11 protein-coding genes are annotated in these 13,581 nt (G+C 72.6%); 1 reads left to right on the top strand and 10 read right to left on the bottom strand.

Features of this window, described 5'->3' with window-relative positions:
- Positions 1-255 precede the first annotated feature (255 nt).
- The gene (locus AC08OJ_RS13860; protein ID WP_476594566.1) at positions 256-708 is read left to right on the top strand and encodes a nitroreductase/quinone reductase family protein; all 453 of its coding nucleotides are present in this window, start codon (positions 256-258) and stop codon (positions 706-708) included.
- A 55-nt stretch (positions 709-763) separates the two neighbouring features.
- On the opposite strand, the gene murG is transcribed toward AC08OJ_RS13860, so the two are convergent.
- The 10 genes from murG to mraZ all read right to left on the bottom strand — a co-directional run bounded on the left by murG (position 764) and on the right by mraZ (position 13,480).
- Positions 764-1,894, bottom strand: a complete 1,131-nt coding sequence (murG, locus tag AC08OJ_RS13855) for an undecaprenyldiphospho-muramoylpentapeptide beta-N-acetylglucosaminyltransferase (RefSeq protein WP_476594565.1) — start codon at positions 1,892-1,894, stop codon at positions 764-766.
- A 3-nt stretch (positions 1,895-1,897) separates the two neighbouring features.
- Positions 1,898-3,445, bottom strand: coding sequence for a putative lipid II flippase FtsW (ftsW, locus tag AC08OJ_RS13850; protein WP_476595927.1), 1,548 nt, complete (start codon positions 3,443-3,445; stop codon positions 1,898-1,900).
- A gap of 2 nt (positions 3,446-3,447) precedes the next feature.
- The gene (murD, locus tag AC08OJ_RS13845; RefSeq protein ID WP_476595926.1) at positions 3,448-4,845 is read right to left on the bottom strand and encodes a UDP-N-acetylmuramoyl-L-alanine--D-glutamate ligase; all 1,398 of its coding nucleotides are present in this window, start codon (positions 4,843-4,845) and stop codon (positions 3,448-3,450) included.
- A 4-nt stretch (positions 4,846-4,849) separates the two neighbouring features.
- The gene (gene mraY, locus AC08OJ_RS13840; RefSeq protein WP_476593878.1) at positions 4,850-5,917 is read right to left on the bottom strand and encodes a phospho-N-acetylmuramoyl-pentapeptide-transferase; all 1,068 of its coding nucleotides are present in this window, start codon (positions 5,915-5,917) and stop codon (positions 4,850-4,852) included.
- Positions 5,918-5,966: 49 nt separating this feature from the next.
- Entirely contained in the window at positions 5,967-7,370 is a 1,404-nt protein-coding gene (locus AC08OJ_RS13835; protein ID WP_476595925.1) for a UDP-N-acetylmuramoyl-tripeptide--D-alanyl-D-alanine ligase, read from the bottom strand.
- Positions 7,367-9,001: a UDP-N-acetylmuramoyl-L-alanyl-D-glutamate--2,6-diaminopimelate ligase gene (locus AC08OJ_RS13830; protein ID WP_476593880.1), complete on the bottom strand. Its 1,635-nt coding sequence runs from the start codon at positions 8,999-9,001 to the stop codon at positions 7,367-7,369. Before AC08OJ_RS13830 ends, AC08OJ_RS13835 begins: the two co-directional genes overlap by 4 nt.
- Before the next feature lie 73 nt (positions 9,002-9,074).
- A complete protein-coding gene (locus tag AC08OJ_RS13825) occupies positions 9,075-10,982 on the bottom strand; it encodes a peptidoglycan D,D-transpeptidase FtsI family protein (RefSeq protein ID WP_476593881.1) in 1,908 nt (635 codons plus the stop codon).
- Between the two features lie 86 nt (positions 10,983-11,068).
- On the bottom strand, positions 11,069-11,842 hold the full coding sequence (ftsL, locus tag AC08OJ_RS13820) for a cell division protein FtsL (protein ID WP_476593882.1): 774 nt from the start codon (positions 11,840-11,842) through the stop codon (positions 11,069-11,071).
- The gene (rsmH, locus tag AC08OJ_RS13815; RefSeq protein ID WP_462203247.1) at positions 11,839-12,825 is read right to left on the bottom strand and encodes a 16S rRNA (cytosine(1402)-N(4))-methyltransferase RsmH; all 987 of its coding nucleotides are present in this window, start codon (positions 12,823-12,825) and stop codon (positions 11,839-11,841) included. Before rsmH ends, ftsL begins: the two co-directional genes overlap by 4 nt.
- Before the next feature lie 223 nt (positions 12,826-13,048).
- Positions 13,049-13,480 (bottom strand): division/cell wall cluster transcriptional repressor MraZ, encoded by a 432-nt coding sequence (gene mraZ, locus AC08OJ_RS13810; protein WP_476593883.1) that lies wholly within the window; start codon positions 13,478-13,480, stop codon positions 13,049-13,051.
- Between the last annotated feature and the right edge of the window lie 101 nt (positions 13,481-13,581).

Raw genomic sequence — 13,581 nt, 5'->3', positions numbered from 1 at the left:
ACGGCCGTCCAAACGGCGGTGGGGTACTGTCGAAAATAAGAAAAGCTTTAATTTTCTCATACAAAGAAGTGCCATCCGATGCCTGTGAGACGGCGTCTCCTCCCCGGCGTGAAAGCGGCGCCGCGCCGCGGGCCCGGTAACGCCGGCGCGACGTCCCGGGCGGTGATCCTGCCGGCTGTTGCCCGGCGTCGATGGTTGACTGCCGCAACACGCCCCCGCCGGCATGGCCGGCGGCGACAGGTGAGGATCGAGACGATGGCCGACACGCAGGACCCGCGCAGACCTGGCTTCGACGTCAGGGCGGTCAACCAGACCGTGATCGCCGAGTACCGGGCGACTGGCGGCGCGTTGGAGAAGACGCTGCCCGGTTCCAGGCTGGTGCTCGTGACGACGACCGGACGGCGCAGCCGGAAGGAGCACACCACCCCGCTGGGGTACGTCGTGGACGGCGGTCCCGGCCGCATCGTCGTCTTCGCGTCCAACATGGCCGCCCCGCGGCATCCGGACTGGTACCAGAACCTGACGGCCGAGCCGAAAGTCGTGGTGGAGCTCGGCACCGACCGATTCGAGGCCGAGGCGTTGACCGCCACCGGGGACGAGCGGCAGCGGCTCTACGAGGCACTGGTCGAGACGATGCCGGGAATCCGCGGCCACCAGGAGCAGGTGGAACGGGAGATCCCGGTGGTCGTGCTGGTCACGCTGCGGTGACCGGCCAGCGTTGGGCGCCCCCTTGGCTGCCCAGCGGTCAGCGACGGCGGAGCGGTCAGGGAGCCGCGTGCCGCGGGCGGGATCGCCGCCGGGTGGCGGCGGCGTCCCGGATCATGGCGACGATCGCGGCGGCGGCCTGGGGATAGCCGCTGCCGGCACAGGCGGCCGACATCTTCGCCAGCCGTTCGGCGGAGATGAGCACCGGCAGCGCGTTCTCGAGCAGCCAGGACGCGCTGAGCTCGGCGTCGTCGACGAGGAGACCACCGCCGGCCTCCACCGTCGGCAGCGCGTTGCGGCGCTGCTCACCGTTGCCGTGCGGCAAGGGGACGTAGACCGCCGGGAGCCCCACCGCGGCGAGTTCCGCGCACGTCATCGCGCCCGACCGGCACAGGGTCATGTCGGCCGCGGCATAGGCCGAGGGGATGTGGTCGAGGTACGGCCGCAGCTCGTACGGCGTGGGCAGGTCGAGGGGCAGCGCTGCGGCGACCTCGTCGAAGTTCTTCGGCCCGGTCGCGTGCAGCACCTGGATTCCGGCGGCGGCAAGGGGATGCGCCGCCGCCGTCATCACCTGGTTGAGCGAGCGGGCGCCCTGCGAGCCGCCGAAGACGAGCAGGGTCGGCCGGTGTGGGTCGAGCCCGTAGCGCGCCCGGGCGGCCCGTATCGCGGCCGGGGAACGGTCGAGGGTGAGGATCTCCCCCCGCAGCGGGATCCCGGTGAGCGTCGCGCCGCGCAGGGACGTGCTCGGGTAGGACGTGGCGACGAACGGGGTGAGCCGGGCGCCGAGCCGGTTGGCCAGCCCTGGCAGCGGGTTCGCCTCGTGCACCACGATCGGGATGCCGCGGCGCCGGGCGGCGAGGTACGCGGGCGCGGACACGTATCCACCGAACCCCACGACCACGTCCGCCCGAATCCGGTCGAGGGTCTCCCCTGCCTGACGGATCGCGTCGACGAACCGGGCGGGCAGCTTGAACACGGCCGGGGTGAGGCGGCGCGGCATCGGGACCTTCGGCACCGTCGCCAGCTCATGGCCCCGGGCGGGCACCAAGCGCGCCTCCAAACCGGTCGTGGTGCCGAGCAGGGTCAGCCGCACCCGGGAGTCGGTCGCCCGCAGCGCGTCCGCGACGGCGAGTGCGGGTTCCACGTGGCCGGCTGTCCCGCCGCCGGCGAGCACTACGCTTCGCAACATCGGTCAAGACGATGACACATCACGCCGTCTCCCGGGCAGCCCGGGCCCGGTCACCCGGGCCCGCACGCGGGATGATATGCGCCCCGACGAACGCCCCGACCCGGACTCCGGCATCGGACCCACCGGACCCACCGGACCCGACCGCGCGCCGTCGACCGGTACGAGGCCGAGGTCCGGTCGGCGGCCCCGGCGGCGCCGCCAGCGCTGGCGGCGCCGGCCGGCCGCGGCGAGGCGCGCGGCGTGGCGTTCCTCGGCCCGTCGGGACAAGAACTCGGCCGCGGCCGGCTCGGACCGGGCGAAGGAGAGCAGCATGCCGAGGGCCGCGAGGGTCGGCAGCAACGCGGAGCCACCGAACGACACCAGCGGAAGGGTGACGCCGGTGATCGGCAGCAGACCCACGACGGCACCCATGTTGACCATCGCCTGGACGAGGATCCAGGCGGTGACCCCTGCGGCGGCGAGCCGGACGAACAGCTCGTCACAACGGTGCGCGATCCGCAGTCCCGCGTATCCCAGCACGCCGAACAGACCCACCACCACCAGGCTGCCGACCAGCCCGAGTTCCTCGCCGATGATCGCGAGAATGAAGTCGGTGTGCACCGCAGGCAGTAACTGCGGCCACTTCTCCCGGGAGGCGCCGAGGCCCTCCCCCCACCAGCCGCCGGTCGACAGGGCATAGATGCCCTGCACAGCCTGGAAACCGTCGCCGTGCGCGTCGGCGAACGGATCGGTGAACGACAGCAGGCGCCGGATGCGGTAGGGCTCGACCACGGCGAGGACCGCCGCCGCGGCGGCCATCGATCCCAGGATCCCGGTGTAGAGGCGCATCGGGGTACCGATCACCCACAGCACGGTCAACGGCACGACGGTCACGCAGATCGCCCCGCCGAGATCCGGTTCGAGCAGCAGCAGCAGGTCGATGAACAGGAACACCGGGACCAGCGGAACGAGCAGGTGTTTGGGGTCGGACAGCAGCCGCCGTTTGCGGACCAGCAGATCCGAGCACCACAGCACAAGGGCGATCTTTGCCAACTCGCTGGGCTGGATCGTAATCGGCCCGACGACGATCCACTGACGGGCGCCACCGCGCACGCTGCCGATACCCGGGATGAGCACCACCATCAGCATCAGCACGGTCCCGAGCAACAACGGGTAGGCAAAGGCGCGGAAGACCCGCACGGGCAGCCGGGAGGCAACGGCGACCACCGGCAGACCGATCGCGACCCAGATCGCCTGCCGGATGAACAGCGTGTAGGAGGAGCCGGAGTCGGCGTAGGAGCGCACGCTCGACGCCGACAGGACCATGACCAGGCCGAGCACCAGTAGCAGACCGGCCGAGGACAGCAGCAGGTAGTAGGACGCCAACGGCCGGTCGAGCAGCGGCAGCCGTGCTTCGGCCCCGTCCGCCGCGCCGGTTCCCCCACCGGCGGAGTCGGGCTCGGCCGCGGAGCCGGTTCGCACGGTTTTGGGCCCTCGCGCCGCCCGCGCCGCCCGCGCGGGCCGCGCCGACGTCCCGGTGGACGGCGGCGACGACGCTCCCGACCCCGCCACGGTTACCCCTCTCGTGCGCGGACCGCCGCCGCGAACAGATCTCCGCGCGCCGCGTAGTCCCGGAACATGTCCATCGAGGCCGCGGCCGGTGCCAGGAGCACCGTGTCACCGGTGGTCGCGAACGCCGCCGCAGCCTTCACCGCATCGTCCATGCCGTCAGCCCGTTCCATGGGGACATCGGGGGCGTGTCGGGCGAGAGCGGCGGCGATCTCATCAGCGCAGCGCCCGATGAGGACCGCGGCGCGCAGCACCCGGCGCGCGTCGCGGACGAGATCGTCGAAGGCGAGGCCCTTGTTGAGGCCGCCCGCGATCCATACCACCGAGGGGTAGCCGGCCAGCGACGCGGCAGCGGCGTGTGGGTTCGTCGCCTTGCTGTCATCCACCCAGCGGACCCCGTCGATGACGGCCACCTCGGCGTTGCGGTGGGCGCCGGGCCGGAAGGCGACAAGCGCCGTGCCGATCACGGCCGGGCCAACGCCCTCGGCGCGGGCGAGCGCGGCGGCGGCCAGCGCATTGGAGATCATGTGCGGGCTGGTCAGCGCGAGGTCGCGGACGGCGACCAGCCGCCCGCCGCCGAAGGCGTCGTCGACGAGATGGCCGTCGACGACGGTCAGGCCGGGCCGCGGCCGGGCCGCCGGGTCGAGACCGAACAGGACCCGCCGCCCCGGAGCGGCGGCGAGCAGGTCCGCGCTGGTGGCGTCGTCGGCATTGCCGATCGCGGTCGTCCCGGGACGACGCCAGATCCTCGCCTTCGCCGCCGCATAGGCCGCCGCGCCCCCGTGCCAGTCGAGATGGTCGGGGGCGACGTTGAGCACGGCCGCGGCGAGGGGGGCCATGGTGTGGGTGTAATGGAGCTGGAAGCTGGACAGTTCCACCGCGAGGGTCTCGTAGGGCGGCTCGGCGGCGACCGCGTCCACGATCGGGGTCCCGATGTTCCCGGCGGTGGTGGATCGCCGGCCACCGGCGGCGAGCATCGCGCCGAGCATCTCGGTGGTTGTCGTCTTGCCGTTCGTTCCCGTGACGGCGAGCCACCGGCTCCCACCCCGCCACCGCCAGGCGAGCTCCACCTCCCCCCAGACCGGGATCCCGGCGCCGGCCGCCCCGATGATCAGCGGGGCCGTCGGCGGGACGCCGGGCGAGGTGACGACCAGCGTGCTGTCCCCGGGATCGGCCGGCAGGCCGCCGAGGTCCACCTCGGCCCCGAGCGCCCGCAGCGTCGCGGCCGCACCCTGGTGACGTGGGGAGTCGTCGGCGTCGACGACCCGGACCCGCGCGCCGCGGGCAAGCAGTGCCCGAGCCGCGGCGAGCCCGGAGACCCCGATCCCGACGACCAGCACGGGCAGACCCGCCCAGGAGGTCGGGGTCGCGAGGTCGCCCGGGCCCTGGCCGTCGCCCGTCATGGCGTCAGCCACCTCCGTGGGAGAGGAACTCCGCGTAGAACAGGCCCAGGCCGAAGGCCACCGCGAGTCCCGAGACGATCCAGAATCGGATGATCACCGTCGTCTCGGGCCATTCGGCAAGCTCGAAATGGTGATGGATCGGCGCCATGTTGAACACGCGTTTCCTCGTCGCCTTGAAGAACGCGACCTGGATCATCACGGACATGGTCTCGATGACGAACAGGCCGCCGAGGACGACGAGAAGCAACTCGGTCCGGCTGACGATCGCGATGCTGGCGAAGGCGCCGCCCAGCGCGAGCGACCCGGTGTCCCCCATGAAGATCTTCGCCGGGCTGGCGTTCCACCACAGGAACCCGAAACAGGCCCCCATCGCCGCCGCCGCGACCAGCGCGACGTCGAGGGGATCACGCACGAGGTAACAGCCCGCCTCGGCCGCGTGCGGCTCGCACAGGTTGCCGAACTGCCAGAAGGAGATGATGACGTACGCGCCGAACACCATCGCCGAGGTGCCGGCCGCGAGGCCGTCGAGGCCGTCGGTGAGGTTCACCGCGTTAGAGGTCGCGGCGATGATGATCCAGGCCAGCAGGGGAAAGGCGATGATGCCGACGGAGAAGCTCGTGTCCCGCACGATCGAGATGTACGTCGAGCCGGGGAGCAGCCCGGCGTCGTTCTTGAACCGGACGGCTAGCAGGCCGAAGACGATCGCGACCGCGGCCTGCCCGGTGAACTTCATCCGGGCGGTGAGCCCGAGGCTGCGCTGCTTACGAATCTTGATGTAGTCGTCCAGGAAACCGACCAGGCCGAGTCCGGTCATCACCATCAGCACGAGCAGACCCGACGCGGTGAACCCGATACCGGTCACCAGGTGGGCCAGGAAGTACCCGGCCAGGGTAGCGACGATGATGACGGTGCCCCCCATCGTGGGGGTGCCCCGCTTGGTCAGATGGCTGGACGGCCCGTCCTCGCGGATCTCCTGGCCGTATCCCTGCCGGCGGAAGAGCCGGATCACCCAGGGTGTGCCCAGCAACGACACGACCAACGCGACCATGGCCGCGATAAGAACGCCTCTCACGCGTGCGTCACCCGCGCGGGTCCGCGTGTGTGGAGCCAGCCGTCCGCCGTCATGTCCCCTCGATCCCGGCGCCGAGGACGCCGAATCTGGTCACCAACGCCTCGGCGACCCGTTCCAGACCGAAGGACCGGCTGGCCTTGACCAGTACCACGTCGTCCGGTCCGGCCTGCGCGGCCACCAGGGCCACCGCCTCGTCGGCGTCGGTCACCTCCACCGACTCCCCATCCCAGGAGCCTTCCAGCGAGGCGCCCAGGTGGATGCGGCGGGCCGCCGGACCCACCGCGATCAGTCGATCGACCCCGAGGCGGACCGCGAACCGGCCGAGCACGTCGTGCTCGGCGGCGGCGGCGTCACCGAGTTCCCCCATCGGACCGAGCACCGCGAACGCCCGGCCCTTCCCCCGCATGCCCACCAACGCCTTCAGCGCCGCCCGCATCGACTCCGGGTTCGCGTTGTAGGCGTCGTTGACGACCACCACCCCGGCCGCAGTGGTGGTCACCTCCATCCGCCACCGGCTGCGCGGGCGGGCGGCGGACAGCGCCGCGGCGACCCGGTCCGGGGACAGCCCCAACCGGATCGCGACGGCCGCCGCGGCCAACGCGTTCGGCACCTGGTGCGCGCCGGCGAGCCCGAGGGTCACCCGGTGCTGCTCGCCGTACGCCAGCAAGTCGAACGAGGCGCGGCCCAGCCGGTCGACATCGACGGCACCGGCCCGCACGTCGGCCCGTCCGCCCTCCCCGAAAGTGATCACTTCGGCCGTCGTCCGAGCCGCCATCGCCGCGACCAGCGGGTCGTCGGCGTTGAGCACGACGGCCTCGCTCGCGGCCTCGGCAAGCTCGCCCTTGGCCGCGGCGATCCCCAGCCGGCCGTCGGCGTACTCGCCCAGGTGGGCACTGCCGACGTTGAGGACCATCCCCACCGCCGGGCGGGCCACCGCGCAGAGGGTGGCGATGTGCCCCGGGCCGCGGGCACCCATCTCCAAGACGACGAACGCCGTGTCCGGCTCGGTGCGCAGCAGCGTCAGCGGCAGTCCGATCTCGTTGTTGAACGAGCCGGGCGCGGCCACCGTCGGGGCGAGCCCGGCCAGCACGTCGGCGAGCAAGTCCTTGGTCGTCGTCTTGCCCGCCGACCCGGTCACGGCGACCACGGTGGCGGCGGCCAGGTCACGGACGTGCGCGGCGAGCGCGGCGAGCGCCGAAGGCGGATCGGGGACAATGACGGCCGGCTCGCCCACCGACCGGGCGGCGAGCACAGCGGGCGCGCCGGCGGCGACGGCGGCGGCGGCGAAGTCGTGCCCGTCGACCCGGCTGCCGGCCAGGGCGACGAACAAGGCGGCGTCGCGGACCTCGCGGGAGTCGATGACGACCGAACGCACCGTGACGCCCGGGTCGGGCACCGCGTCGAGCCGGCCGCCGGTCGCCGATGCGACCTCGGCCAGGGTCAGCGGGATCATCTCCTCTCCACCGAGGAGAGCGCGGCGCGCAGGGCGACCCGATCGTCGAAGGGGGTCACCACCCCCGCCTGTTCCTGGCCCGGCTCATGACCCTTGCCGGCGACAACGACGGCGTCCTGAGGCCCGGCCTCGGCCACGGCGGCCGCGATGGCCGCGGCGCGGTCCGGTTCGACCAGGACCGTAGCCGTAGCCGAGTCCGTGGCCAACAGCGCCGTGACCCCGGCGAGAATCTGGGCGAGGATCTCCGCCGGATCCTCCGAGCGCGGATTGTCGTTCGTGAAGATCGCGATGTCGGCGAGTGTCGCCGCGGCAGCCCCCATCAACGGGCGCTTGCCGCGGTCGCGGTCGCCACCGCAGCCGAGCACGACGATGACCCTGCCCTTCACCAGCGGGCGAACCGTCTCTAGCAGCGTTGTGACCGCGCCCGGGGTGTGCGCGAAGTCGACCAGGGCCAGGAACGGCTGGCCGGCGTCGACCCGCTCCATCCGGCCGGGCACCTCGGGCAGGGAGCCGATCCCCGCCGCCGCCGTGGCCGGGGGGACCCCGACGGCGACGAGCAGCGCCAACGCGCCGAGCGCGTTGGCGACGTTGAAGGCACCGGGCAGCGGCACCGACAGATCCACCCGCAGCCCGTCCGGGCCCTCGGCGCGCAGCAGCGTGCCGGTCGGCCCGTAGGAGACGTCCCGGGCCGTCCAGTCGGCCGGCCCCTCGACGGCGAACGTGATCGCGCCGGGATGCCGTTCGGCGAGCCGGCGGCCCCACCGGTCCGCCACGCCAATCACCGCGACGGCGGTCCGGGCCGGGTCGAACAGGGACGCCTTCGCCACGAAGTAGTCCTCCATGGAGGAGTGGAAGTCTAGATGGTCCTGGCTGAGGTTGGTGAACACGGCCCCGGCGAAGTGCAGGGCGTCGGCCCGGTGCAGGGCCAGCGCGTGGCTGGACACCTCCATCGTGGCGGCCCCCACGCCACGCTCGACCATCGTGGCGAGCAGGGCCTGCAGGTCGCTCGCCTCCGGGGTGGTGCGGGCGGAGGCCAGCCGTTCGTCGGCGATCCGGGTCTCGATCGTGCCGATCAGGCCCGTGGTGTGGCCGGCGGCGCGCAGCCCGGCGTCGAGCAGGAAGGCCGTGGTCGTCTTCCCGTTGGTGCCGGTGACGCCGAGCAGGCGCAGCGCCGCGGAGGGATCACCGTAGATCCTCGCCGCCACCGGGGCGAGGTCGCGCCGTGGATCGTCGCTAACAAGCACCGGGACTCCCCCGGGGGGGCCGGCCGGCACGGCCGCGATCCGGCGGGCGCCCTCGGCGTCGGTGAGCACGGCGACGGCGCCGCCGGCCACCGCGGCGGCCGCGAAAGCCGCACCGTGCGCGTGGGCACCGGGCAGTGCCGCGTGGAGGTCGCCCGGCCGGACCGCACGCGAGTCGTGGGTGACGCCGTGCACGATCACGTCCGTGTCCGTGTCCGCACGCGTGCCCGACGGCGAATGTCCCGCATCCGCGAACGCCGCCGGCTCCGGGACGGGCGCCGCGGCCGCGAGCACCGCGCGCAGATCGGCGAGGCTACACGCGGGCGGGGCAGCCGGTCGAGGTGCCGGAGAGGTCACGGTCACGACCTTAGTGGGGGCGGGCACGGCCATCCCCACGGGCGCCCGAGCACGGCGGTGGTCCAGCCGGCCTTCCCCGCCCGCCACGTCCCGGCGCGGATCGCGATCATCTGTCCAGGTCGAGCAGGAGCGGTGCGGGCCTGGTGATCGGCTGTGGCACGCCGAGGGTGGTCAACGCGAAGGACATGACACGTTGGAACACGGGCGCGGCGACCTGACCGCCGAAGTAACCCTTCTTCGAGTTGTCCAGGACGATCTCCACCACCACCCGCGGATCATCCGCCGGGGCGAACCCGATGAACGAGGGAACGTAGCCCTGGTAACCGCCGTGCACCGGGTCGGGCCGTTTGGCGGTGCCCGTCTTGCCGGCCACCCGGTAACCGGGAACCTCGGCGAGCGGCGCCGTGCCCTCGTTCGTCGCCACCGCCTCGAGTATCCGGGTGAGCGTGGCCGCGGTCTGCGCGCTGACGACGCGCTGACCAGGCGGATGGGGAATCACCTTGACGACGCCGTCCGGACCGGTGATGGCGTCGACGAGCCGCGGGGTCACGCGAACACCGCCGTTCGCGATGGTCGCGTACACCGAGGCCATCTGGAGCGCCGTCGCCGACATGCCCTGCCCGTAGGAAATGGTGGCGGCCTGGCTGCCCGACCAGTCCCGGGCGGCCGGCAGCAGGCCGGTGCCCTCGCCGGGGAAGTTCAGGCCCGTACGGGCACCGAGCCCGAACGAGCGCAGCGTCTGCTCCAGCCCGATCCGCCCGACCCGCTCGGAGATCTCCACGGTGCCGATGTTGCTGGAGCGGGCCAGGACGCCAGCGGCGGTGAGATGTTCGACGCCGTGCGGCTCGGAGTCCTCGATGCGTACCCCGCCCCGGGTGATGGACGGCGGGATGGTCATCGGGGTCTCGGAAGTGATCAGACCGCGGTCCAGCGCCGCGGCCATCGTGATCACTTTGTTGACGCTGCCGGGCTCGTAGGCGTCCCGCGTGGACCGATTGCCCAGCGCCGGGGTGTCCCGGGCGGTGATGTTGTTCGGGTCGAACTGCGGCGAGTCGGCCATCGCGAGGATGTCCCCGGTGCGGGGCTCCATCACGACGACCATGCCGCCGTCGGCCTCGGAGGTATGGACCGCGTCGGCGATCGCGTTCTGAGCGTTCCACTGGATGTCCCGCTCGAGGGTCAGGCGCAGCGAGGAACCCGGGATCGGGTCCTTCTCGCGGCTCTGGCCCGAGGGGATCTCGATGCCCGCCGGGTTCGCCTCCAGCCAGCGAAGGCCGTCGGTACCGCGCAGCACCTTGTCATACGCCAGCTCCAGCCCGCCGCCGCCCTCGAGGATGTCACCATCGCCGTGCCGCATGAACCCGATGACGTTCGCGGCCAGTTCGCGGGACGGGTAGGTGCGTCCGCGTTCCTCGGTGATGCCGATACCGCGCAGCCCCAGGGCGCTGACCTTCTCCGCCACGTCCGGAGTGAGCCCGCGGGCAAGGTAAACGAACTTGATGTGGTCGGCCGGGTCGGTGGTGAGCCGTCTGCGCAACGCCTCGGTGCTGTCGTCGAGGACCGGCGCAAGCTTCGCGGCCGTCCCCGCGATGTCCCTGACGTTCATCGGGTTCGCGTAGACGGCCCGCAGCTCGACGTGCTGCGCGAGCGTGTGGCCCGCCCGGTCGGTGATGGCGCCGCGCGCCGCGGGCAGCACGATGGTCCGCAGCCGCTGGGCCTCGGCCTGGGCCGCGTAGGTGGAGGCGGAGAAACCCTGCAGCTGGGTCAGGCGCAGCCCGAGGACGCCGAGGACCGCGCACATGAGCACGATGGACACCCGCAGCCGCCGGCGCGGGCTGCCCAGCCGGTAGGCGCGACGGACCCGGGGGTGCCGCGGCCGGCTGACCCGACCAGGACGCCGGGGCGCCGAGCCCGGCCGGCCCGCATACCGGCCGTCGTGGTCCTCGTCGCCGTACTCGTCCGCACCGGGCCCGTCGCCGGCCCCCCGACCCGGATCGTCGACATCCCGCCGCAACCGACCACCATACACGGAAGGTGGCGGTGGAGGAACAAGGCGTAGCCGTCCGCGACCGCGCCGGGGGGAGCCCGGGGGCGTCGAGCTCACTGCCCGGCTCCGGCCTTTCCCGCCGCCCCGATCGCGGCACCACCGGCCGCCGGACCACTGGGCGCGGCATCGTCCGTCCCGGTGGCGGGAAGGCGGGCGTGGGCGGTTCCGCCGGCACCGGTGGTGCCACCCGCCGTCGCGCCGGCCGCTGGCTGACCGTTCTTCCCGGGACCGCCGTTCTTCCCGGGACCGCCGGCCGGACTCGGGCCGGGCGATGCGGGCACGACGATGAGGACGGATCCGCTGCCCGGTTCCCGGGTCAGGGTCCGGGAACCAACGGGCAGCGGAGCGCCCGGCGGAAGGTATGCCGGTACCCCGCCGGGGATCATGCCGTAGCGGGAGGCCTGCGCGGCCAGCGACGCCGGATCGGAGAGCTGGTCGGCACGCACCGACAGCGACTGTTCCTCGTCCGCCAGCGCGGACGCCCGATTGCGCAGAGTGTTGGCCTGGAACGAGTTCTCCATCAACGCCAGGTTCAGCAGCAGCAGGCAGAGCAGACCAGCGGCCAGCAGGAGCAGCAGCAGCACGACGAAGGGACCCTTGCGGCCCCCGCCCGGCGCCGGCCGGACCACCGCGAGCCGCGCCCGGCTCGGCGCCCGGCGCGGCTGCGGGTCGATGGCCGGAGCGGTCGCGCCGGCCGAGCGGGCCGCGGGCCGCCCCGTCGAGGAGGTCGGGGCGCTTGTCGTCCGCCCACCGCCCCTTTGCCTGGAGTCGGGCCGCCCGGGGGCGGAACGCCCGGCGCGGGAGAGCGGCTGCGCGGGAGCGGTCACGATGCACCTCCGGTCGGTTTCCGGGTGTGGTCCGGGTTCGGCGCGGTACGTTCGACGGCACGTAGGCGGACGGAGGCCGCCCGCGGGTTCTCGGCCTTCTCGGTCTCGCTCGCCGGTTCCGCACCTCGGGTCAACCAGCGCAGCCTGGGGCCCGCGCCCTCGGGCACCACCGGCAGGCCCGGCGGGACCAAGGCCTCCGCATAGCCGCGCAGTTGCCGCTTGACCAGCCGGTCCTCGAGCGAGTGGTACGACAGGACGACGAGCCGGCCGGACACGGCCAGCGCGTCGAAGGCCGCGGGCAACGCCCGGGCGAGCACGTCGAGCTCGGCGTTGACCTCGATACGTAACGCCTGGAAGGTACGTTTCGCCGGATTGCCGCCGGTCCGCCGGGCCGGCGCCGGGATGGCGTCGCGTACCAGGTCGGCGAGCCGCGCCGAGGCGACGAACGGGGCGACGGCCCTGGCCTGGACGATCGCACCGGCGATGCGGCGGGCGAAGCGCTCCTCGCCGTATTCCCGCAGGATGTGGGTCAGCGCGTCGGCATCGTAGGTGTTGAGGATGTCGGCGGCCGTCCTGCCCCGCGTCTGGTCCATCCGCATGTCCAGCGGCGCGTCCCGGGAGTAGGCGAACCCACGGTCGTCCGTGTCCAGCTGCAACGACGACACGCCGAGGTCGAACAGGACGCCCTGCACCACCGGATGACCGAGCCGGTCCAGGATCTCGGCCACCTCGTCGTAGACGGCGTGGACAAGCTCCACCCGGCCGGGGGCGAGCCCGTGCAGCCGCTCGCCGCTGCGCTCCAAGGCGTCGGGGTCGCGGTCGAGCCCCACCAGCCGTACGTGCGGGAAGGCCGTGAGCACAGCCGCGGCATGCCCACCGAGACCCACCGTCGCGTCCACCACGATCGCTCCGGATACCCGCAGGGCGGGGGCCAACAAAGTCAGTACACGGTCGGTCAGCACAGGCGTATGTGTGGCGTTCAGTGCTGAGCCTCCCTCGACCGCTCGTGGACCTCGTCTTCAGATGTACTGACGGGCATGGGGGCTTCATCGGCGGAAGCCACCGGGCGGCGGGCCCGGGTCGGGTGACCGAGGTCGACCGCCCTCGCGTACGTCCCGGATGCCGGCCGCCGGGGAAGGGACAGCCGGAAGGGACGGTGCGCGTGGCGAGCCCGCGGAGCACCCGGATCCATGAACCCGGGGCAGCTCAGATCACTCCGGGCAGGACCTCCTCGGACAGCTCGGCGAAGCTCTCCTCCTGGCTTTCCAGGTAGGTCTGCCACCGCTGGGCATCCCAGATCTCAATCCGAGTGTTGGCCCCATTGACCACGCAGTCGCGCATCAAGCCCGCGTAGGACCGCAGCGGAGCCGGAATCGTGATCCGCCCCTGCCGGTCCGGCACGTCGTCCGCGGCCGAGGAGAAAAACACCCGACTGTAGTCACGCAATGCCTTTGCGGTAATCGGAACAGTGCGGAGGGACTCGCTGATCCGGGTGAACTCCGCCATCGGAAAGACGTACAGGCAGCGTTCCTGCCCCTTGGTGATCACAAGAACCCCCTCCAACTCGTCACGGAATTTCGCGGGCAGCGTCAGCCGCCCTTTGTCGTCGAGCCGCGGCGCGTGGCTGCCGAGAAACACCGGCAACCTCCTCGCCACCGCGAGGAAGACAACGACAGGCTCACCCCGCGACGGTCACCCGTAAGCTGCTGTCCCCCACTGCGCGCCACTCTATCCCACTC

It is taken from the genome of Frankia sp. CgKIO3, from assembly GCF_977946435.1.
Note: the sequence above shows the minus strand (reverse complement) of the source record. Positions and strands in the feature narration are given on the sequence as shown.

Bases quoted from the DNA above. Each gene is read 5' to 3' on its own strand.
- AC08OJ_RS13860 (WP_476594566.1), top strand. From the start codon at position 256: ATGGCCGACACGCAGGACCCGCGCAGACCTGGCTTCGACGTCAGGGCG.
- murG (WP_476594565.1), bottom strand. From the start codon at position 1,894: ATGTTGCGAAGCGTAGTGCTCGCCGGCGGCGGGACAGCCGGCCACGTG.
- murD (WP_476595926.1), bottom strand. From the start codon at position 4,845: ATGACGGGCGACGGCCAGGGCCCGGGCGACCTCGCGACCCCGACCTCC.
- AC08OJ_RS13835 (WP_476595925.1), bottom strand. From the start codon at position 7,370: ATGATCCCGCTGACCCTGGCCGAGGTCGCATCGGCGACCGGCGGCCGG.
- AC08OJ_RS13830 (WP_476593880.1), bottom strand. From the start codon at position 9,001: ATGGCCGTGCCCGCCCCCACTAAGGTCGTGACCGTGACCTCTCCGGCA.